The sequence below is a fragment of the Streptococcus downei MFe28 genome, from assembly GCF_900459175.1.
GTDB classification, from domain to species: Bacteria; Bacillota; Bacilli; order Lactobacillales; family Streptococcaceae; genus Streptococcus; species Streptococcus downei.
The window spans coordinates 1,235,462-1,256,434 of record NZ_UHFA01000002.1 but is presented as its reverse complement, the minus strand read 5'-3'; the positions used below and the strand labels follow the sequence as shown (position 1 = coordinate 1,256,434).

Genomic DNA, 20,973 nt, shown 5'->3' with positions numbered 1-20,973 from the left:
CCATCCAGAATAAAACCGATTAGTACAGTGTGATCGATAGGTTGGTCGTCGGTAACCGGTAAAGTCATTCCAGCTATATTCTCTGATTAAAACCCCTTTGTCATTGAAGTAATAGGATTTTCCATCAATAACATGGTAGCCTGTAACGGCTACACCATCTTGATCGAAATAAAATCTTTCGCCGTCCGAATTTTTGATAAATTGATTGGAAACCATGTTTCCGTACTTCTTGTCGAAATATCTCACTTTTCCATCTTCACCAGTAACAAAGTCTCCCTTGACCTGGATTCCTTGGGCATCATAGTACTGAGTATAAGTGTTAGCTTTGCCCTTAACTTTGGTTAGTCCAACGGCCATCACACCATTTTCAAAATGACGCCACTTGTCAACGCCAAAGGAGTAATACCCATTTTCTAGGCGTTTGCCGTCATTATTGAAGTAATAGCTCTTACCGGCTGCATCCGTATAGATACCGTTCTTCAAAGCCTTGCCATCTTTACCAAAGTAGTAGGTCGCCCCTTTTACCTTCTGCATACCTGTGACCATGTAACCAGTCTTACCGAAGTAATAGAGATTGCCCTTATCGGTAACTAAGCTGTCCTTGACCCGTTGACCAGTTGCCAAACGATAAATGTATCCCTTGCCATCGTAAGAAATACCCGCAGATTTTGTCGATGGCTTAGATGGTTGAGTAGGTTGGCTAGGAGTGGATGGCTGAGTAGTCGTCGTCGCATTACTCAACAAAGCAGTTGGCAAGTAAAGTTTACCACTAGTTAAATTGAAGTACTGCTTACCATCACTAAGGACATACTTAGCTCCGCGGCCCAAGATATTAGAACCATTGAAGTACTTAGCTGACCAGTTGGTAATCTTAACTGATGGATCAATTGCCTTGCCTGTTGAGATTTGCTTAGTCGTGAAGAGACTTGGGTAGAGCTTTTGCAACTCATCCAAGAATTTACCACCATACTGCTCTTGGTAGTCGCCATAAGTCCGAGTGTTGACCACGTAAGGGATCTTATTGATGGCTGCCCTTGCGGTTGTTTGACCATATTGGTTAACCCGAGTTGCCGTAACAACCTCTTTTCCTGGCAGGTTATACATTTGGTCTGGCACCCAATCAGACAGAACCTTGATACCTGCGGCATGCAAAGCCTTAATAGCATTGGCCAAGTCTTGCTTAGAGCCATACTTGTTATTCTTGCTCATGGCCAAATCATAGCGATCACTGAAGGCATAACCATTCAAAATAACGGAGTCGAGGAAGGTGCCATCTTCTGATGATACATACTGCGGCGCCATTTCAAATTGAGTGATTCCCCATGACTTGAAAAGATCTGCATGCTTAGCAATCACCGCATTGGTATATTGTTCAGGCGTTTGAGCAAAGGCTTGGAAGTTTGAGAAACCTTCGTAGATAACCTGAGAATCCAAGGCGTCAGATTGATGATAAATATTACCATCTTTAGTAGCACTGGTACTTGGCGCTGTGCGAACATCTTGGTTATCGGCTGCTCCTACTGGCACCCAGACTTGAATCATCCCTGAAACTTGGACATTAGCAACACTGCGCAGTTCAGAAGCACTAAAACTCAAACGGCCTTCGCTATCAGTATATTTATACTGATTACTGTTGACATCGCGATCGTTAAAATAGGTCGCAATGCCATCTTTAGTTGACAAAAGAAGAGGACGGTAGGCCTGACGCTTATGGGCTGCTCCCATACTCAGGGTTACCCCACTGGAAGCTTGGAAGTTAGGCATATTGTTAATCAAGACAGCCATACCAGACGTGCGGGTTTCGCTAGATCCACGGTCTGTAACGCTATCAGCTCCCTTACCATAACGAACAGATGTCAAGATTCCGCCATTCCATCCTTGATTATAGCCTGCTTGTTGACCACCGGCCACATATTTGATACGAGCTTTAAGCATGGTTTCAATGGCATTGTAGAATGGGGTTTTAGTTGCCATATACTGACCGTTGTCAGTATACATATCACCATAATAAACTCGAGTAACCGTATCCTTGTTTTGCAACATCCAAGTATAGGCCATAGGTAGGTTGTTGATATAATACTGCTTATCAACTGAGTACATATCCTGATTATAGATAGCAAAGGCTTTTTCCAAATCATCCAAAGTGATATTGGTCAAACCGTCAACATTACCCATTCCTAATCTTTCTCGAATAACAGTGGCAATACGTGTTTGAACTTCAGAATCATGAGCCCGAATAAAGACATAGTTAGGAATTGGATCCCCACTACTGTTTTTGCTGCGGTTTTTCAATCCAGCAGTCACAAGTCTACTCAAATTGCCACGGTAGGCAGAAGCATAGCCAAAAGCTTTCAGCATACCTGAACGTTGATCATTATCAATAGAGAGAGAAAAGTTGTTTTGATCCTTGACGTAATCATTATCATTGCCTGACCAAGCTTCCAAAATAGATAAGTGATCAATAGCATTCTTCTCATTTTTGTCAACACCGTATTTAGCCTTGTAGTAGTCGCGTTGAATTTGGAGGAGGTCGGCATCAACATTATCAACCGCATCGACACGGACACCATCAAAATTGGCATCCTTATCTCCCATAACGATTTCCCCCCAGTTCATGAGGTAGTGGAAATGATTGAGCTGCTCGGCTTGGACGATTGGATTCGAGTTGTCCACGTCATTGGCTAAGAGCAATTCATAACCACCATAAGATGATTTATGGTAGTTCACACGACCATTTTGTTGAGAGGGATTGCGATTGAGCAAACGCCAGTCTGAATTAGCATGCCCAGTATCCTTACTGTTTGAAAAGAGCAGGGCACCACCTTGCAAGTGGTCTTGGTTAGGATAACTTGTTGGATTTTCCGAATTGATATTCCATTGACTTTGTGATTGCACAAATTGAGTCATCTTGTTGCGCAACCAAGCCGTGTTTCCTTCAGTGGCAATTTTCTTTTCAATAGCGGTTTGAATAGCTTGAACCGCTGTATCTAAATTTCTTGCTGCTTGACTAGAAATCAGACCTTCCTTAGCCCAGAAATTGACATAGGCTGTCTTAGTGACTGTATCTGGCCACCATGACATCAGGACCGGTCGGAAATCACTCTCACTACTTGTAGTCCAAGTTTTTCCATCCTTCAGGATGGCCTTGGGCCGATACCAAGAATCTGCAGTCAGGTAATTATCGACGGTTTCAAAGCTTTCAGCCTGATTGCTGTAAGCTTGGTTATTCTTTGCAAAATTATTCTCTTGTGGCTGAACTACTGAATTTTTCAGATTAAGATTATTGAGATTTGTGCCAGTATTTTTAAAATCGGGCCTTGTCGTCACCAACCTACTTACTTCTGTTTTAACAACTTTTGGTTGAGCTTGAGCCTGCCTTGTCGCTGCTGTGGTTGCTGTATTAGTTGGAACCATGCGATTTACTTGAGTTCTAACAGCAGATGTTCGCACTTGGACTTTCTCATTAGAAGAGACAGCATCACTAGTTTGGACACTATTATCAGGGGTGACAGCAATGTCAACACTTTTGCCGACTTTAAGGTAATCTTGATCAGCTTGAATTGAAACAGCATCCGCTGTTGTTTCAACTGCAGGAGATACCTGATTATTAGTAGCTGTAATAGTTCCTTGGTTAGACTGATCGGTCGTAAGGCTTGTTTGATTGGCTACTGCTACACTGTCATCTGCACTCGCAGAGGGTGCTAACAATAGAGACATAGGTAGGGCGACCGTAGCAATCGCTACAGTTACCCATCTCTTTTTGACTTTACGCATTTTGTAGCGTAGTTTTGTTTCTCTCTCCATGAAAAACTCCTTTATGATTATTTATTCGATATGTGAAATTGTATCTCTCTTCAAATTATTTCAATATCCTAATCATAATAACATATTGTTCGAATTATTACTAGTTAATTATTTTAACTTTACGAAAATATATCTCATTTTTAAGATAATTTAATTTTCACAAAATACTTACCTCTCACGCTAAAAGCCTGTGAGTATTAAAAAAGAGCGGGATAGAGCTTACTACAGCAACACCGTCAAGTTCCCCCACACTTCTTAGTTTCAAGGCTCAAGGAAGGTAAGAGGGCAGTCGCCAGTATAACCTGCCTGCCTTCACTTACTAACTTCACAGGTAAACAAGCACCAAGTTTACCTGTGAAGTGTCGCGGGATTCAAGGTGCATTGCACCTTTTTATTTCCCACCCCACAGACTTACACTTGCCTAGCTTTCGAAAATACGGACACGACACGGCAATAAAATTATTATTATCGTTTTATCCTAGCTAGTAAGGGGACTAGGCAAGCATCACAGTGCCTTACCGTTAGTCATCAGCTGCTTTAGCAGCTAGATAACTTTGCTGTCTTGCAACCACTGCGTCCAAAGCGTTTGAGGTTGAAAAAGTAACGAGGCAAGGACTTTCGTCCCAGCCTCGTTAATCTTTATCCTTAGAAATTATCGTTTCCTGCTACCTAAGTAGGACTGGATTTTGTCAGACTCTGCTTGAGGAATAAACATTACAGCTTGGCGACTCTTGTAATCAAGAGGCTCTCCGGTCATGGTCAAGAGTTGGTAGCCCAACTTCTCTCCCATGATACTAGCCGCCGCATAATCCCAAGGAGAGATAGAGGAAAAATAGCCCAGTAGTTGGCCCTTTAGGACCCGACTCATACTAATACCGGCGCTCCCTAACACCCTGACTCCCAATAAATGACTGGCCAAGTTGGCTAATCCTCTATAGTTATTGGCATACATGCTACCATTTGCTCCGAGCAGTTGACGATTGAGAGGCCGTGGCTGGTAGGCTGGAAGAGGCTGACCATTGCAGGTCACTTGGAATGGACCACCCCCGCAGAAGAGTAAATCTGAGCTGACATCATAAATAAGGCCAAATTTACCGATGCCTTCCTCATAATAGGCCATCATAACAGCAAAATCCCGGCCTTGGGCAATGAAATTAACGGTTCCATCAATTGGGTCCAAGACCCAGACCCGACCTTCCTTGACATCATGGTAGAGGTCGTTTTCCTCACCCAAGATAAAATCATCAGGATAGGCCTCTTGAATCCGCCTAACCATCAGGTCTTGGGTATCCTTATCAATATTGGTCACTAAGTCATTGAAGCTGGATTTTTCTTCAATTTCTAAATCTTCTGTCATCCGCTTTTTGACGTAGGCCACAGCTTCACGGATGAGCATTTGGGCAAATTCAAATTTAGCTTGCAAGGGAAATCCACCCTTCTACTTTAGCTTTGGCAACCTGCAGGGCTCGATAGCTCGAATAGCCACTAACCTTCTCAAAGTCCCGGTCAATCTGTTTTTCCTGCATCTTGCTAGGAACGATCTCCTTAAAAGCCTCGTAGGCCTGCAAGAAGTTTTCAGCCTTGACCTTGGATTCGTAGGCAGCTTCTACACAATTCAAAAAAGAAAGCACTGATGAAATCTCCTCAGTGCTCCATGAAAAATCTAGCGGATAGGAATAATTCTTAGTCATGGTCACCCTCTAATTCTGCCCTAATCGTAGCCAGACGGAGTTCCTGTTCCCGATAGTGGCGAGGCAGGAAGGCCCGAATTTCATCTTCATTGAAACCAATCTGCATCCGCTTTTTATCCAAGATAATGGGCCGACGCAGGAGGCTGGGATTTTTTGCAATCAAATCAATCAGTTGCGAGATAGAGAGGTCATCAACGTCCACATCTAATTTTTGAAAGACCTTCGAACGGGTTGAAATGATGTCCTCAGTCCCGTTCTCCGTCAAAGCCAAGATAGCTCTGAGCTCCTCAGCCGATAGGGGACTGGTTATAATATTATGTTCCTGAAATGCCACCTCATGGTTGGTCAACCAAGCTCTTGCCTTTCGACAACTGGTGCATGACGGAGATAAGAATAGTGTAATCATAAAGTTGTTTTTAAAACCCTTTCACCCTGACATTATACACAAAAAACAATAAAAATGCTAGGTAGGTTTGAAGCGGCTATCGCTAGAAACTCTCAAAGGTTAACTCTCAGAGAAAGTTCCAACCCTCCTGTCAAATTGGATCGTAGTCTGAACGTTTCAGTAGCCTATTCTCTGTCAAGTAGCTAGACTAGCACTTAGACCCAACCTTGCTTGAAGACTCTCTTTAAAGGGCACCTCTAAATACTCAATAAAATTGCGATTTTGTCGTTACAATTGTTGCTAAATCAACACTTTAATTTAAAAGTTTGGGGTTTTTAGAGGTGCCCTAAAATTAGTTTAAATTCAAATGAAGAACTTTACAGTATTTGCGATTTTTATAGGTCTAAAGTTTCCACTCTTGAGCTATCTTTTGGTCCTTGTGGAGCTGGTCAACAAGTTCATCAATTCCATTGAATTTAACCATCTCACGAATCTTATCCAGCCAGATTAGCTCCAGTTGTTCGCCATAAATATCGCCAGAAAAATCGAAAAGATTGGCCTCCAAGCGAAGCTCGGTGCCACCAAAAGTGACATTCTTTCCGATACTTGTCATAGCCCGATAGCGCCTGCCCTTGAGCAAGACATCCGTAACGTAGACGCCATCTGCTGGTAGAAAGGTGGCATCAAGCGGGGCCAAATTGGCAGTTGGAAAGCCGATAGTCCGTCCCCTAGCATCTCCGTGAACTACGATTCCCCGAGTGGAAAATTCATAGCCTAGCAGTTGATTAACCTGGGCAATATTTCCTTGGGCGATGAGACCACGGATACGAGTGGAGGAAATCTTCTGACCGTCCTGGCTGACCTGGGGCACCGTCAGAACCTGACCAGGAAAATTTCTGACCAGATAATCTGCATCCGTTCGATTATGGCCAAATTTGTAATCAAAGCCAACCACCAGTGCTTTAGCCTTGAGCCCTCCAATGTAGTTCTTGATGAAATCATCTGAAGAAACTTTGGAAAAGGCCGAGGTAAAATTGGTCAGGTAGAGATAATCTACCCCATATTCAGCAAACTTCGCATAGCGCTTCTCTGGGTAGGTAATATGCTTGAGCAAATCAGGCTCAAAGCGAGAGAAAACCAGTTTGGGTGATTCGAAAAAGGTTAGAACAGCGATTTTTAAGTGCTTTTCTTTGGCAATTTCTTTGGCTCTATCAAAAAGAACCTTATGCCCCTGATGGAGGGCATCAAAATAGCCCAGAACAAGAACCGTCTCCTCCTCTTGCTCAATGGCTTGATAATTTTCTATCTCAATAATTTTCATCGTTTCTATACTAAAACCTTTCGCGGTTTATATAAGTGGCCCCTTCTTTCCAGAATGGCTTGGACCGCATCTCCATAGAATGCAGCCAAAAGGGGCTCCTGGGAGTCCAACTTAATAAAGCGACCAAAGGAAATCTCGGTCTTTTGTTCTTGATTTAGATCCACTCTGGGCAAATCTAGAACCCCGTATTCCAAGGGCAAGAAGAAACTAAAATCTTCTTTTACAACCCGATTAGCGATGTCTTCTAGGGTCAGAGCATCTTCCAAGACTAGGCCTGCTGAAGCTGTCCTTTTGAGGACTGACATATGGCTGGCCAAGCCCAATTTCTCCCCCAAATTAACGGCTAGGGTTCGAACATAGGTCCCCTTGCCACAGGCCACGCGGAAATCAAAGCGACAGAGTCCCTTGTCAAAGGTCAGAGGAGAAGTCCGAGTGAATTCTTTAATGGTTACCTGTCTTTGGGGGCGCTCAACAGTTTGGCCAGTCCTGGCATATTCGTAGAGCTTGCGACCATTGACCTTAACGGCCGAATACATGGGAGGAACCTGCGTGATTTCCCCTAAGAAAGTTGCCATAGTCTGGTCAACTTCTTCTTGGGTCAACTGCTCTTGGGAAATCGGTGTCTCAGACACGATTTCCCCACTAGCATCCTCTGTTGTGGTTGAATATCCCAGGGTAATTTGACCTTCATAGACCTTACCACTATCAGTCATGTATTCCAACACCCGAGTAGCCTTACCTAGGGCAATGGGTAAAACACCTGTAACATCAGGGTCCAGGGTCCCACCATGACCAATCTTCTTTTGGCCCAGAATTTTTCGCAGTTTAAAAACCGCATCATGACTAGTCATGCCAGCCTCTTTTTTGAGATTAATAATACCGTTCATCATTCTGCTATTATACCTTTTTTTAGACCTAAAAGAAAGAAGCCAAACCGGCAAGGCTTGACTTGAAGTCAGGAGTTTCCGTGTCCCTCGAGGGCTTATTCTGGTTAGAAAGTGGGAATAGTCGCTCCAAAATCAAAACATAACTTAGTCTGAGACAGAATCCTGTTGATTTACGGCTATTTTCTTAGACTTCTTTTCAGCTTCAAAACTCCCAGAAAAATCTGAGAATTTAGCGACTTTCTAGCACTTCTTGGCCAAATCAATCAAAAGTGACTTCCTTTGGCCTTTAATTTCCAAACTATGTTTCCCACTCAGCGAAAATCAAAGCCAACAATATGATGGGAATTAGGTAATATCCCTATGACTGTCCTCTTCTAAGTCAAAGAAGGGTTGAATATCTTGAACATATTCCAGGACACCTTGAAATTCTCCTGCTTGGTCTCGGACAGCCGCATAGGTCACATAGACGAACTTACCTTTCTTTTGTGATTTGAACCACATGGTCACCTTGTCCTTCTGGCCAGACTTTAAAACTTCAAAGACCTGCTTAACCTTATCAAGAACTCTTGGCGGATGGCAGAGCTCAACATTACGGCCAATCTGACTAGGCATTCGTTTAAAAATCATTTCCTTAGCTGGAACGCTATTGTTGTAGTATTGGAAAATATCATCCTTATTGACAAAAGTGATTTCCAAAGGGAGATGGTCCAAAATGAGATTAGCCTGGTCCAAGGAAAGATAGCCATTGGTAAATTGTTGTGGCTCTTGTCGATTTAGAGACTCTTTCTTTGGCTCAAAACTAATGGTAAATTGACCAGCTGGGGTCTCAATGACCTGCTCTCGCTTTTGGCTGGAAGCCCAGTCTAAGGAGCCCTGCCCAGTTGTTGGCTCTGACTTTTTGGACGCTTTCGGCTCTAGACTTGCCCCTGCTTTCGCTTGTGAATCCTCTGAGTCCAAGTCCGAACATGGCTCAAACTTCTCACGCTGAGGAATCCATTCCTTCTCAGGCTTAACAATAGCATAGCCGATAGCCTGACTTTCTTTGGCAATCTTGAGCCAGTCATCCTGGGTAAAAATTTCTAAGAGAATCATTAAAAGGATAGACTCTTCCTTGAAAATCATCTGTTCGAACTCATCCGCAAAGACCTCAAAAGACTCTTTGACAACTGCTAGCTCGACTTCTGGCAAGTCTTGGACCTTAGCTTGCAGGTCCTTAAAAAGCTGACGGATTTCATCGTCAACACCCCACATGACTCTGGGTGGAGAATCATGTCCATAGGACTCCATAATTGGAAAGAAGAGCTCTTCCTTGCGTTGGTAGTGGCGTTGAAATTGTCCTAAGAGTCTCATCTGATTTTTCAGGCCCTTAAGAAGTTCAGCCTGAAACTCCCTATTTTCTGGCTGGGCCAAATTATCCAGAATACGACGAATTCTTAAGAGGGCACCACGCAGGGCTAGGTTTTCCTGCTTAAAGACATAGACCGGATGCCCTGGCTGGTCGCTATCAGCCACTTCTACGCCCTGAACAGCATTCTTAAAGAGATTGGCATGGACATCGCAGAGCTCCATGACATCTTCAAAAGTCACGCCCGACTTTTCATCGGACATCAGTTCATGCTCCATGAGAGAAATTTCCAGTGCTGAAACGCCTTGGAAATGTTGATTAAAACGCTCCTGAACCGACTCCTGACTGGCACCGTGGTGAAGATCCACCAAAATGTTTTTTAGTATCTCAATCCTTTCCTCTGCCATCTCAATCCCCCTTAACCTCGTAGCCGTTAAATTCTAGTGTTTGCTTGATTTTCTCCAAAGGAATCTTGGCCAACTTGGAACCTGCCTTAAGGCTAGTCGCCTGACCCAAAGTTTTTAACATCAAAGGATTAGCCAGGGGTTTAAAGCCCAAATCAATCAGAATTTCCTTGAGCTCGGGATGCTCCTCCAAGGTCTTGGCAACCGGTTTGGATAAATCTATGGTATTGGTCATAACATGTGACTCACTTTCTCTAGTAATGTCTCCATTATATCAAAGGACAGGTCCTCGCGGGACAATCAGACTAAATCCGCAGACACAAAAAAAGGACCCCAAGCAGACTTGAGGTCACAATTTCGATTATTTAGCTTCCCAGTAACGGATGGTATAGTAGGTGGTCGTTGTGACATGGGTATTTTCATCATAGCTGGTTGACTGGCCAGATTCATCCCCTCGCCAATAATATTGGCTAAAGTCTGTCCCCTCTTCCTGAATAGGGTTGCCCTCAATGTCCATATTATGAACCTTGAAATCATATTGGCTCCGATAGAAATTAGGGTTCTGAGCCCGACCATAACGGTTGGTTTCTGTTAAACCGAGGGCAGAAACGCTGGAACCCGTTGCAAAAAGGGCAGCGACAAGGGCTGAGGTAAAGAGGGCTTTCTTAATTGGTGATTTCATTTCATTTTTCCTTTCAAAAAGTAAACTATCGCAAGGTTGTGAAACCTCGACCTCTCTAGTCTACTAGAGAGAGTAAGTCCTGTCTAGACACTTATCCGCAAATGTTTGGATACTATCCCGAAATGTACCTAACACTGTTTTTTTCAGCAAAAAGCGATTCATTAAGGAAGCTCCTTGTAGTCACCAATCTCTTGTTGGACTTTCTCAAAATTTAGCGATTTTACCTTCCCATTAGGCCACCTCTTATTACTTTCATGGCAAAAATATTTCTAGTAGAGGTCTGAGGTCTTTGTATACCTCTATAGTTAGCTATTATCTCCATTTTACCGCCCAACCTTAGCATATGGTCTAAAAAGGATTTAAGAGCCTCACTTTATATAAACCAAGTGAATTTTAGTCCAGATTCCATTTCTAATGTAATTCCTGATATAATATTGCTAAATCTGGTAAAAGGAGACAAAATATGAAAACAATCGGTTTAATCGGTGGCATGAGCCGGGAAAGTACTATTCCTTATTATCAATTGATTAACGAGACCGTTAAGGAAGAACTAGGAGGTCTCCATTCAGCTAAAATCATTCTTTTTAGTGTTGATTTTGATGAAATTGAAAAATGCCAAACTCAAGGTGACTGGGAGAAAAGCGGTGAGATCCTTGGTCGAGCTGCATAAAAGTTAGAAATGGCTGGCGCTGAGATGATTGTTATCTGCACCAATACCATGCATAAGGTCGTACCAAAAGTGACATCAATGATTAATATTCCTCTAGTTCACATTGCTGACGCTACAGCTGATGCCTTGGAAGAAGATAATATTGGAACAGTTGCTCTGCTTGGAACAAGATACACTATGAAACAAAAATTATTTGATAGAGGATTAACTGTTTTGATTCCAGAAGATGAACAAGTTGAAGAAGTTAATCGCATTATTTTCGAAAAACTCTGTTTAGGAGCTATCAAAGATGACTCACGCCAGTATTTTGCTAAAGTCATTAATCAACTAAAAGTAAAGGGAGCCCAAGCCGTCATCTTGGGATGCACGGAAATCGGTCTATTAATTTCTCAAGAAGATTCATCACTACCGGTTTTCGATACGACAGTCATCCATGCAAAACGTGCAGCTCAACTAGCTTTAGCAACTGATTAACCCTTGCAAAAGTAATTCAAGAGAAGCTTGAGTATACTTCGGAAGTTGTATAGGCTTCAATTTGTATCTATGGATTCCTTCTAATACTGAGTTAAAATCAAAGCCTGAAATCTATATAGAAAAGCTTTATCAAAAATTTAGGTTTACAAACAAACGAAGTAAGTCTAATTTGATTTTTGTTGAGTATAACTCCTCTTTTTCATATATCAAAAAAGAACCGAGCAGGCTCGATTCTTTTCTTTGCAGTCTGATAATCAGCCATAATGAACAGATGTCAGCTCACCAGTGTGAGCATCAAAGGTATAGCTGCGATTGCCAATTTTTACCGTAGTCCCTTTGGCCTGTGTTCCATCGGAATTGAAGTAAAGGTGTTGTCCCTTGATATCATGGAAACCTGTTACTGCAGATCCGTCATAACCAAAGAAATACCAATTTCCATTAACCAAAACAAATTGGTTTACAACACGACTGCCAGTAAAAGTATCATAGAAATACTTGCGACCATTGGCATCTGTCACTATAATTCCCTTAGCTTGTTGGCCAGTTTCAGCATCAAAATACATGTGCTGATTTTTTATGGTCTGGTTCCCCTTGACAGCATAACCATCTGCTCCCATGTAATACCATTGGTTAGAACCAGCCTTAGTTTCAAGGAAAGCGTTGGTTACCAAGGCACCTGTGTCAGCATCATAGTAACGAACCCCCTTGTCATCACGGATAAAGCGTCCCTTAGCTTGCTGACCTGTTTTTGTATCAAAGTAGAGCTTCTGACCTCTGATAGTCTTAGCTCCCTTAGCGACATGACCATTTTCATCGGCATAGAACCAAGCATTATTTCCTGTTGAGAAGAAATCACTTTGAACCATTTGACCACTATCACCACTATAGAAGGTCAGGTTGCCATCCTTGTCGGCAACAAAGTCACCCTTGACTTGGGCACCGGTCTTGGTGTCAAAGTAGAGTTTTTGACCCTTAATGGTTTGAGCCCCCTTGACCAGCAAGCCTTTATCATCAAGATAGTACCACTTGCCATCCTTATTGAGGAAGCGGTCCTTAACCAGATTACCAGAACCTTCGTCAAAGTAACGGGTTTGACCATCCTTATCAGTGACAAATTCGCCCTTAACTTGGAAGCCTTCTTCATCGTAATATTGAACACTACCATTGATGGTAACCAGTCCTACAGACATGATACCGAAGCGGTCAAAGTGACGGAAGCGTTGTTGACCCTTAGAGTCGGTCATGGCAAACCATTGAGATTTATCTGTCGCCTTGTACATGGTACCAGTTTTACCATAGTAAACCGAACGGCCCAACTCATCTTGCTTAATAGCATCCTTGAGCATTACCCCATTTGGCAGGAAGTAATAGAATTTGCTGTTAATCGTGTTTGGTCCTGTTACCATATAACCAGTATAGTCAAAGTAATAGGTATTTCCAGCTACGGTTACAAAGGCAGATTTAGCCTTGTTACCAGCCGTTGTATAGTAGGTCATTCCCTTACCATCATTGTAGAAACCAGTCTTGGCTTCCCTATCACCTGTCAGGGCTGCTGGTAGGAAGTCACCCTTTTCATTAACAGTGAAGTATTTGCCAGTTCCTTCATCGCTGAGGACATAGTCTGTACCACGACCCAGAACATTTGTTCCGTTCAAGTACTTAGCTGACCATTCCTTCAATTTGACAGATGGATCAATGGTTTTACCGGTTGAAATCATCTTAGCGGTAAACATTTCAGGGTATTGCTTTTGCAGGTCTTCTAAGAATTCACCACCATATTTAGCCTGGAAGTCTTTTCCTGAGCTCTTGGTATTGGCCAAGTAAAGTTTTTCAACCAATGGTTGGTCAATCTTAACACGGCCATAGTTATCAACACGACTTGCAGTTACCACTTCCTTACCTGGGAGTTGGTAAATTTGGTCTGGAACCCAGTCTGCGATAGCTTGGATACCAGCAGCGTGGAGGGCCTTAAGAGCATTGGCCAAGTCTTCCTTAGAACCGTACTTGTTGTTCTTGCTCATGGCAAGGTCATAACGGTCGGTGAAGGCATAACCATTTTCAATAATAGAATCCAGGAAGGTACCATCAGTTGCGGAAACGTATTGTGGCGCCATTTCAAATGAGGTCACGCCCCAGGCCTTAAAGAGGTCGGTATTTTCAGCAATCTTCTTATTGGTATATTGGGAGTCCTTCTTAACGAAATCTTGGAAGTTTGAGAAACCTTCGTAGATTAATTGTGATTCTAAGGCTTGACTAGCTGTATAAGTCTTGTCATCCTTACCATTAACCTTAGTTGAAGCTGCCACACGAATATCTTGATCTGCCTTTGCGCCGACTGGTACCCAAACAGAAAGGTAACCATTGACTTCAACCTGCTTGTAGCCCTTGATTTCACTGCCCTTGAAGGTGATATAACCATCCTTATCGGCAACCTTGGTCAGCTTAGTATCAGAATCATTGAGGTACTTTTGCAGACCCTTATCGGTTGTCAAAAGCAATGGACGGTAGGTTTGACCAGCATGAATCTTACCAACATTGACCCTGATTTCTTCATTGGCATCCAATTCTAATTCAGGGTTGTTGGAAATCAGGCTGAACATACCAGAGGTTTTAGCCAGCTTACCACCAGTCATATCGTCAGCAGACATCACATCTTGACCAAAACGAACAGAGACAAGAACTTCGCTGTTGCCAAGCACACTACCACTATCAGGATTTTTAGCTTTCATAGCTGCTGATGCCTTATAGGAATTGTGTTCCATGGTTTGACCACCAGCGGCGTAACGAATCCGGGCCCTAAGGAGGGTATTGATAGCATCGTAGTAAGGAGACTTGGTTTCCATGTATTGACCATCATCGGTAAAGAGGTCTCCATAGTAAACCCGAGTTACTGATTCCATGTTGGACAACATAACAGCGTAGGCTGCTGGAATATTGTAGTGGGTATAGTGCTTATCAACACTATTCATATCCTTATTGTAGATGTCAAAGGCCTGTTTCAATTGGTCCAAGGTGAAGGTAAAGCCATCAGTCGTTGGATCAATTTTTTTCTTGATGATTTGCGCAATAACGGTTTGCACTTCTGAGTCATGAGCCCGAACAAAGACATAGGATGGCTGAGTATCGCCATACTTGTCATCCTTGGTCCGGTCAGTCAAACCATATTGTGACTTAATCAAGGTTGACATACCAGGAGTCCGCTCATTAAGTGGACGTGTCAGGGTATAAAGCAGGGAGAAGCGTAGACCATTGTCCATAGCCAAGGCCGCACCATTGGTATCTTGGTTATAGTCATTATCATTATAAGACCAAGCTTCTAATACTGAAATGTGAGCTAGGGCTTGGGCTTCTGACTTGTTGACACCATAAACCGAATTAAAATAGTTAGTGTAGAGTTGCAGGGTATCCGCATTGACATTATCCACCGCATCCACACGGATACCATCAAAGTTGGCATCCTTGTCATTCATGACAATAGAGCCCCAGTTCATCAGGTAGTGGATTTGGTTGAGCATTTCCGCTTGAACGACTGGGTTGGAGTTATCCACGTCATTAGCCAAGAGGAATTCGTAACCACCGTATTCGTCAGCTTTAGAATAATGAGGCTTGCCATCCTGTCGGGTAGGGGTGCGGTTAAGCAAACGATAGTTAGAATCTGCCCATTGGGTCAATTTATTATTAGTATAAAGGAGAGCACCACCTTGCAAGTGGTCGTTTTTATCAAATTGCTCACTAGCGTAACTCCAACGAGACTGAGTCGCTACAAAAGCAGCCATAGCTTCACGAAGCCATTTGGTCCCTTGTTCCTTAGAAATACGAGCTTCAATCTTGGTTTGAATCAACTCAGCAGCTGTATTCAAGGTTGTTTGAGAGGTTTCTGTTGTAAACTCTTCCTTGCCACCAAGCGCCTTGGACATATAGTTGAGGTAGGCAACTTGGGTATCCTTGTTTGGCCACCAGCTCATGAGAACTGGACGAAGGTCAGTTTCTTTGGAGTCCACCCAGGTCTTGCCATTTTCAAGAATCTTAGCAGGACGGTACCAGCTTTCAGCTGTCAGGTAACCATCTACCAGTTCAAAACTCTTTTCAGAAGAATCGAAAGCCTTATTGTTGACTGAGAAATCAGAAACAATTGGTGTCAAACCTTGACTGAAAGAATAGGTAGAGGTTGAAGACAGGGCACCTGTTTTGGCATCAAAGTAAAGCATTTGCCCATCAACAGTAATGGCAAAGTTCTTCTTATAAGAGCCGTCTGCCATAACATAGTAATACTTTCCATCAATCTTCTTGATATTATCAAGCGAAAGAACTGCTGCTTCTTCTTTTTGGCTTAAGGCACCAGTTTCAGCTGTCTCACTTGCTTGATTGCTTGTCGCTGGTGCTTCTGAACTAGCTGTTTGGCTGTTTTTTGCACCAGTCTGTGGAGCTGGTGTCGCTGTCGCAGGAGCAGCTGCCTTTTCAGCCTTCTTTTCTTCTTGGGCTGGAACTTGGTTGGCTTCTGAACTAGTGTCCGAAGCTTGAGCAACTTCCTTCTCAGAGGTTGCTTTGGCACTGGTCGTGTCAACCTGATCAGAAACTACTTCTTCTTTTTCCTGATTGGCTGATGCCTTTTGCTCAGTCGCTGCCGCTTGGTCCTTAGCAAGATCGTCAGCAGAAACGGTTTGGCTCAAGGAGCCAGCACCGACTACGCTGGCCAAACCAGCAGAGGCGACAGCGATGGTCACCCACTGCTTCTTGACCTTGTGTAATTTGTAATGTAATTTTCTTTCCATGAAAATCATTCTCCCATAATATTTTTACTAGTAAAATAATCATGACCTGTAAATTATTTCACTTACCAAACTATAGTAGCACTTTTTCAAAAAAATTACTAGTTATTTACATTTCACTTACTCAAGAAAGCGTTTTTCTCCCAGAAACAGTCTAATTCTGGGGTTTTCTCCAGTCATCTTCCGTTACAGTTCTGTTACCTAGTCCCAAAGGGGCTCGGCTAGATATAAAAATAGCCCTCCTTCCCAAGCAAAGATTAGAAAACTAAGCTTGCTAGAAAGAGAGCTCTTTTAATATTTAGCGAGTATTAGGCTTACCACCTCGTGGCTAGGCCATTGCGGTTGAAGTAATACCAGTTTCCGTCAACGTTCTTCCAACGGTCCCGAAGCATATTACCTGAATCGGCATCAAAGTAACGCAGGTTGCCATTTTCATCCCAGACAGCCTTGCCCTTGGCCTGGATACCCTTGTCATCGAAATAGACCGTCTGACCATCAATGGTTTGTAAGCCTGTCAGAACTTGACCGGATTCATTGACATAGACCCAATTATCGTCGGAGGTTGAGTACCAGCCCTTGCCAACTTGGTGGCCCTGGTCACGGTCGTAGAAACGCAAGACACCTGAAGCATCTGTCGCAGTTCCACCTTTGACTTGGACGCCATTATCTTGGAAGAAGACCTTTTGACCATCAATAGTTTGCTCACCCGTCAAGAGTTGACCGTCCTTGCGGTAGCCCCACTGGTTATCTCCTAGGAGTTTCCAGCCTGCTTGACCCTGAGGAGCTGGATTGGCATTGTCTGTTTGGACCAAGTCACCCTGATCGGCATCAAAGGTATAGGACTTACCATTAATCGTCACGGTTTGTCCCTTGACTTGATAGCCATAGGCATCAAAGTAGAGGGTGCGATTATCTAGACTAACTAGTCCAATGGCGATAGTGCCATCACCATTGAAGTAACGCCACTTGTCTTGACCGTCAACTCTAAATTCAACGAAGCCCTTATTGGTCCACGTCCTACCATTATCATCATAATAGTAGGCCTTCTTACCATCATACCAGACACCTTCCTTAAGTTGTTTACCATTAGGCATAAAGAGGTAGGTATCATTGCCAATCTTCGTTTTTCCAGTAGCCATCTTACCGTCAGAATCGAAGTAATACCAGCTGCCAGAAATTTCCTTGAACCGATTCTTGACTTCCTGACCATTTTTATCAAGATAATGAATACCGCCATTCTTAGAAATAAAACCATTAGCCGATACTTGCGGCTGACCATAAGTATTATTGAGGACCGTTGGCAAGAAGAGCTTGCCATCAGCCAAGTTGAGATACTTATTGCCCTCACTCAGAACATACTTGGCACCACGCCCCAAAATATTGGAGCCATTGAAATACTTAGCCGACCAATTGGTAATCTTAACAGATGGATCAATTGGTTTGCCCGTTGAAATTTGCTTGGTGCTAAAGAGTCTTGGGTAGAGCTTTTGCAAGTCATCCAAGAATTTTCCACCGTACTGTTCTTGGTAGTCACCATAGGAACGGGTATTGGCCACATAAGGAGTCTTATTGATGGTCGCCCCTGATTTGGCTTGACCATATTGATTGACCCGGGTTGCCGTTACCACTTCTTTTCCAGGCAGATTATAAAGTTGGTCTGGTACCCAGTCTGACAAGACCTTGATACCTGCAGCATGAAGTCCTTTAATGGCATTGGCCAAATCCTGCTTGGAGCCATATTTATTATTCTTACTCATAGCCAGGTCATAGCGGTCTGAGAAGGCATAACCATTTAAAATAACGGAATCAAGGAAAGTTCCATCTTCTGATGACACGTACTGCGGAGCCATTTCAAATTGGGTAATGCCCCAAGACTTAAAGAGGTCGCCATTTTTAGCAATGACAGCATTGGTATATTGGTCAGGACTTTGGGCGAAGGCTTGGAAATTAGAGAAACCTTCATAGATGACTTGGGAATCTAGGGCGTCACTTTGATGATAGATATTGCCATCCTTGGTCGCTTGTGTACTTGGAGAAGTACGGACATCTTGGTTATCTGCCGCACCGACGGGTACCCAAACCTGAATCATACCTGAGACTTGGGCGTTAGCAACACTTTGCAGTTCAGAGGCACTAAAGCTTAAGTTCCCCTGACTATCGGTGTACTTGTATTGGCGAGAATCCACATCGCTATCATTAAGGTAGGTGGCAATGCCATCCTTGGTAGACAGCAAGAGAGGACGGTAGGCTTGGCTCTTATGGGCTGCCCCCATGTTCAAGGTCAAGTTCCGATAAGCCCTGAAGTTAGGTCGATTGTTAATCAGGAGGGCCATACCAGAATTGCGGGTTTCCGTGTTCCCAGCATCACTAGCCGAATTAGCTCCCTTACCATAGCGAACCGAGGTCAAAATTCCACTAGACCAATCTTGCTTGTAGGAGACCGCTTGACCACCAGCAACATACTTAATCCGGCCCTTAAGCAGGGTCTCAATAGCATTATAAAATGGGGTCTTGGTCGCCATATACTGGCCATTATCGGTGTACATATCACCATAGTAGACCCGAGTGACCGTATCCTTATTTTGCAGCATCCAAGCATAGGCCATCGGTAAATTATTAGGATAATAAACCTTATCGGTGGCATTCATATCCTGGTTGTAGATGTCAAAGGCCTTGTTTAAATCATCTAAGGTCAGATTGGTCAAACCATCAGCATTGGTCTTACCCAATTTCTCACGAATAATCTTAGCAATCCGTGTCTGTACCTCAGAGTCATGGGCACGAATAAAGACATAGTTTGGAACTGGGTCACTATCAGGATTTGCACTACGGTTTTTCAAGCCAGCAGTTGCGAGATTACTCAAATTACCACGATAGGCAGAAGCATAACCGAAAGCTTTCAACATACCACTGCGTTGATCATTGTCAATAGAGAGAGAAAAGTTGTTTTGGTCCTTGACGTAGTCATTGTCGTTGCCAGACCAGGCTTCTAGGATAGAGAGGTGGTCAATGGCATTTTTTTCATTTTGATCGGTGCCATATTTGGCCTTATAATAATCCCTCTGAATTTGTAGCAGGTCGGCATTGACATTATCAACCGCATCAACTCGGACACCATCAAAGTTAGCATCCTTATCCCCCATAACAATGTCACCCCAGTTCATAAGGTAGTGGAGGTGATTGAGCTGTTCGGCTTGGACGACCGGGTTAGAATTATCAACATCATTGGCTAAGAGCAATTCATAACCCGCATAGTTGGTTGTAAAATACTTTTGTTTACCAGTTTGGAAGGTTGGATTGCGGTTGAGCAGGCGCCAGTCTGAGTTAGCATGCTCGGTATCCTTACTGTTTGAAAAGAGCAGGGCCCCCCCTTGCATATGATCCTGATTAGGATAGACAGTCTCATTTTCAGAAGCAATACTCCACTGGTTTTGTGACTTGACGAATTGGGACATCTTGTCGCGCAACCAGTTGGTATTGCCTTCACTGGCAATCTTCTTTTCAATGGCAGATTGAATATTCTGGGTAGCCGCATCAAGATTGGCAGAATTTTGCCTGTAAGAACCTGAAATCAGGCCTTCTTTAGCCCAGAAGTTGGCATAGGCTGCCTTGGTGGCCGCATCTGGCCACCAGGTCATGAGAATAGGACGCAGGTCACCTTCTGAACTAGCCTGCCAGCTCTGGCCATTTTTCAAAATCTTGCGAGGGCGATACCAGGAATCCGCTGTCAGGTAATTATCAACTGTCTCAAAGCTAGAAGCCTCATTACTATAGGCTTGATTATTGGCCTGATAGCTATCGGGCACATTGTCTTGATTAGCTTGACCGGTCTTAGGCAAGTCGGTTTGCGCTTCGCCTGTCTGACCGTCAAAGTAATAGGTCTTGCCATCAATGACCATTGAATAGTTTTTCAACCGTTGACCATTGGCATCCACATAGTAAGTTTTGCCATCAACTGTTTCCAGATGACCTGGTTGGTCACTAGTCTGAGGTACAGCCTTACCATCTGTTGACGTATCAGCGGCCGATTGGCGATTAAGTGCTCCGGCATCAGTCGCTGGATTGGCCACATCTTGATTGGCCACATTAGCCGCAGGTTGATTAGCTGCTGGTGTCACCTGGTTATCAACCCTGCCATCTGTTGCTGGGCTAACTTGACTTGTAGCAGTTTGATCTGCTTGATTAGCAGCCTTAAACATAGCTTGAGCAAGTTGACCGTTTTGGGCTTGAGCGTCAAACTTGGGATCACTTGGCACCATTTTGTTGACCTGAACACTTGTCCCGTCATTATTGTTTGTGTCGGCTGCAACGACTTGGCCTCCAGCTAGAAAGCTAAGCGTTACGGTCGTCACACCAATGGCTACCCATTGCTTTTTAACCTTATGCAATTTGTAGCGCAAATTTTTTTCCATGAATATCATTCTCCTTATAAAAAAATTCGACAATTAAAACTTTAATAACCAAATAATTTTAATTATCAATTTATTTTAACATGTTATTTAAGTTTAATCTCAGAAATCCTAAATTTGTCATTAGATTGT

The 20,973-nt window shown here is 43.3% G+C and carries 10 protein-coding genes and 2 pseudogenes; 1 reads left to right on the top strand and 11 read right to left on the bottom strand.

Annotated elements, in window-relative coordinates; all coding sequences use genetic code 11:
• Positions 1-96 precede the first annotated feature (96 nt).
• The 9 genes and pseudogenes from DYE66_RS05985 to DYE66_RS05945 form a co-directional block, all read right to left on the bottom strand.
• Positions 97-3,804: pseudogene (locus DYE66_RS05985) on the bottom strand (glycoside hydrolase family 70 protein); the annotation flags it as partial.
• 652 nt (positions 3,805-4,456) lie between these two features.
• Positions 4,457-5,227, bottom strand: coding sequence for an inositol monophosphatase family protein (locus DYE66_RS05980; RefSeq protein ID WP_002999998.1), 771 nt, complete (start codon positions 5,225-5,227; stop codon positions 4,457-4,459).
• Positions 5,217-5,495 carry a UPF0223 family protein gene (locus DYE66_RS05975; RefSeq protein WP_029236776.1) on the bottom strand — a complete coding sequence of 93 codons (279 nt, stop codon included), beginning with the start codon at positions 5,493-5,495 and terminating at the stop codon, positions 5,217-5,219. Before DYE66_RS05975 ends, DYE66_RS05980 begins: the two co-directional genes overlap by 11 nt.
• Positions 5,488-5,901, bottom strand: coding sequence for a Spx/MgsR family RNA polymerase-binding regulatory protein (locus DYE66_RS05970; RefSeq protein ID WP_003000383.1), 414 nt, complete (start codon positions 5,899-5,901; stop codon positions 5,488-5,490). Before DYE66_RS05970 ends, DYE66_RS05975 begins: the two co-directional genes overlap by 8 nt.
• A gap of 382 nt (positions 5,902-6,283) precedes the next feature.
• Complete coding sequence (locus tag DYE66_RS05965; protein ID WP_003000517.1) at positions 6,284-7,201, bottom strand: bifunctional riboflavin kinase/FAD synthetase; 918 nt, start codon at positions 7,199-7,201, stop codon at positions 6,284-6,286.
• Between the two features lie 5 nt (positions 7,202-7,206).
• Complete coding sequence (gene truB / locus DYE66_RS05960; protein WP_044124000.1) at positions 7,207-8,091, bottom strand: tRNA pseudouridine(55) synthase TruB; 885 nt, start codon at positions 8,089-8,091, stop codon at positions 7,207-7,209.
• A 342-nt stretch (positions 8,092-8,433) separates the two neighbouring features.
• A complete protein-coding gene (locus DYE66_RS05955) occupies positions 8,434-9,840 on the bottom strand; it encodes a DUF438 domain-containing protein (RefSeq protein WP_003000537.1) in 1,407 nt (468 codons plus the stop codon).
• A 1-nt stretch (position 9,841) separates the two neighbouring features.
• The gene (locus DYE66_RS05950; RefSeq protein ID WP_019782682.1) at positions 9,842-10,072 is read right to left on the bottom strand and encodes a DUF1858 domain-containing protein; all 231 of its coding nucleotides are present in this window, start codon (positions 10,070-10,072) and stop codon (positions 9,842-9,844) included.
• A 126-nt stretch (positions 10,073-10,198) separates the two neighbouring features.
• On the bottom strand, positions 10,199-10,519 hold the full coding sequence (locus DYE66_RS05945; protein WP_019782681.1) for a hypothetical protein: 321 nt from the start codon (positions 10,517-10,519) through the stop codon (positions 10,199-10,201).
• A 463-nt stretch (positions 10,520-10,982) separates the two neighbouring features.
• Here DYE66_RS05945 and DYE66_RS05935 point away from each other — a divergent pair.
• A pseudogene (locus DYE66_RS05935) lies at positions 10,983-11,663 on the top strand (aspartate/glutamate racemase family protein).
• A 254-nt stretch (positions 11,664-11,917) separates the two neighbouring features.
• Here the strand turns inward: DYE66_RS05935 and DYE66_RS05930 are convergent.
• Together DYE66_RS05930 and DYE66_RS05925 are read right to left on the bottom strand one after the other, a co-directional pair.
• A complete protein-coding gene (locus DYE66_RS05930) occupies positions 11,918-16,435 on the bottom strand; it encodes a glycoside hydrolase family 70 protein (RefSeq protein ID WP_115325032.1) in 4,518 nt (1,505 codons plus the stop codon).
• A 311-nt stretch (positions 16,436-16,746) separates the two neighbouring features.
• Entirely contained in the window at positions 16,747-20,844 is a 4,098-nt protein-coding gene (locus DYE66_RS05925; RefSeq protein WP_115325031.1) for a glycoside hydrolase family 70 protein, read from the bottom strand.
• Positions 20,845-20,973 lie beyond the last annotated feature (129 nt).

What these genes read in the sequence shown, in the direction of transcription:
- DYE66_RS05975 (WP_029236776.1), bottom strand. Translation starts at nt 5,495, where the DNA reads ATGACTAAGAATTATTCCTATCCGCTAGATTTTTCATGGAGCACTGAG.
- DYE66_RS05970 (WP_003000383.1), bottom strand. Translation starts at nt 5,901, where the DNA reads ATGATTACACTATTCTTATCTCCGTCATGCACCAGTTGTCGAAAGGCA.
- DYE66_RS05965 (WP_003000517.1), bottom strand. Translation starts at nt 7,201, where the DNA reads ATGAAAATTATTGAGATAGAAAATTATCAAGCCATTGAGCAAGAGGAG.
- truB (WP_044124000.1), bottom strand. Translation starts at nt 8,091, where the DNA reads ATGATGAACGGTATTATTAATCTCAAAAAAGAGGCTGGCATGACTAGT.
- DYE66_RS05955 (WP_003000537.1), bottom strand. Translation starts at nt 9,840, where the DNA reads ATGGCAGAGGAAAGGATTGAGATACTAAAAAACATTTTGGTGGATCTT.
- DYE66_RS05950 (WP_019782682.1), bottom strand. Translation starts at nt 10,072, where the DNA reads ATGACCAATACCATAGATTTATCCAAACCGGTTGCCAAGACCTTGGAG.
- DYE66_RS05945 (WP_019782681.1), bottom strand. Translation starts at nt 10,519, where the DNA reads ATGAAATCACCAATTAAGAAAGCCCTCTTTACCTCAGCCCTTGTCGCT.
- DYE66_RS05930 (WP_115325032.1), bottom strand. Translation starts at nt 16,435, where the DNA reads ATGGAAAGAAAATTACATTACAAATTACACAAGGTCAAGAAGCAGTGG.
- DYE66_RS05925 (WP_115325031.1), bottom strand. Translation starts at nt 20,844, where the DNA reads ATGGAAAAAAATTTGCGCTACAAATTGCATAAGGTTAAAAAGCAATGG.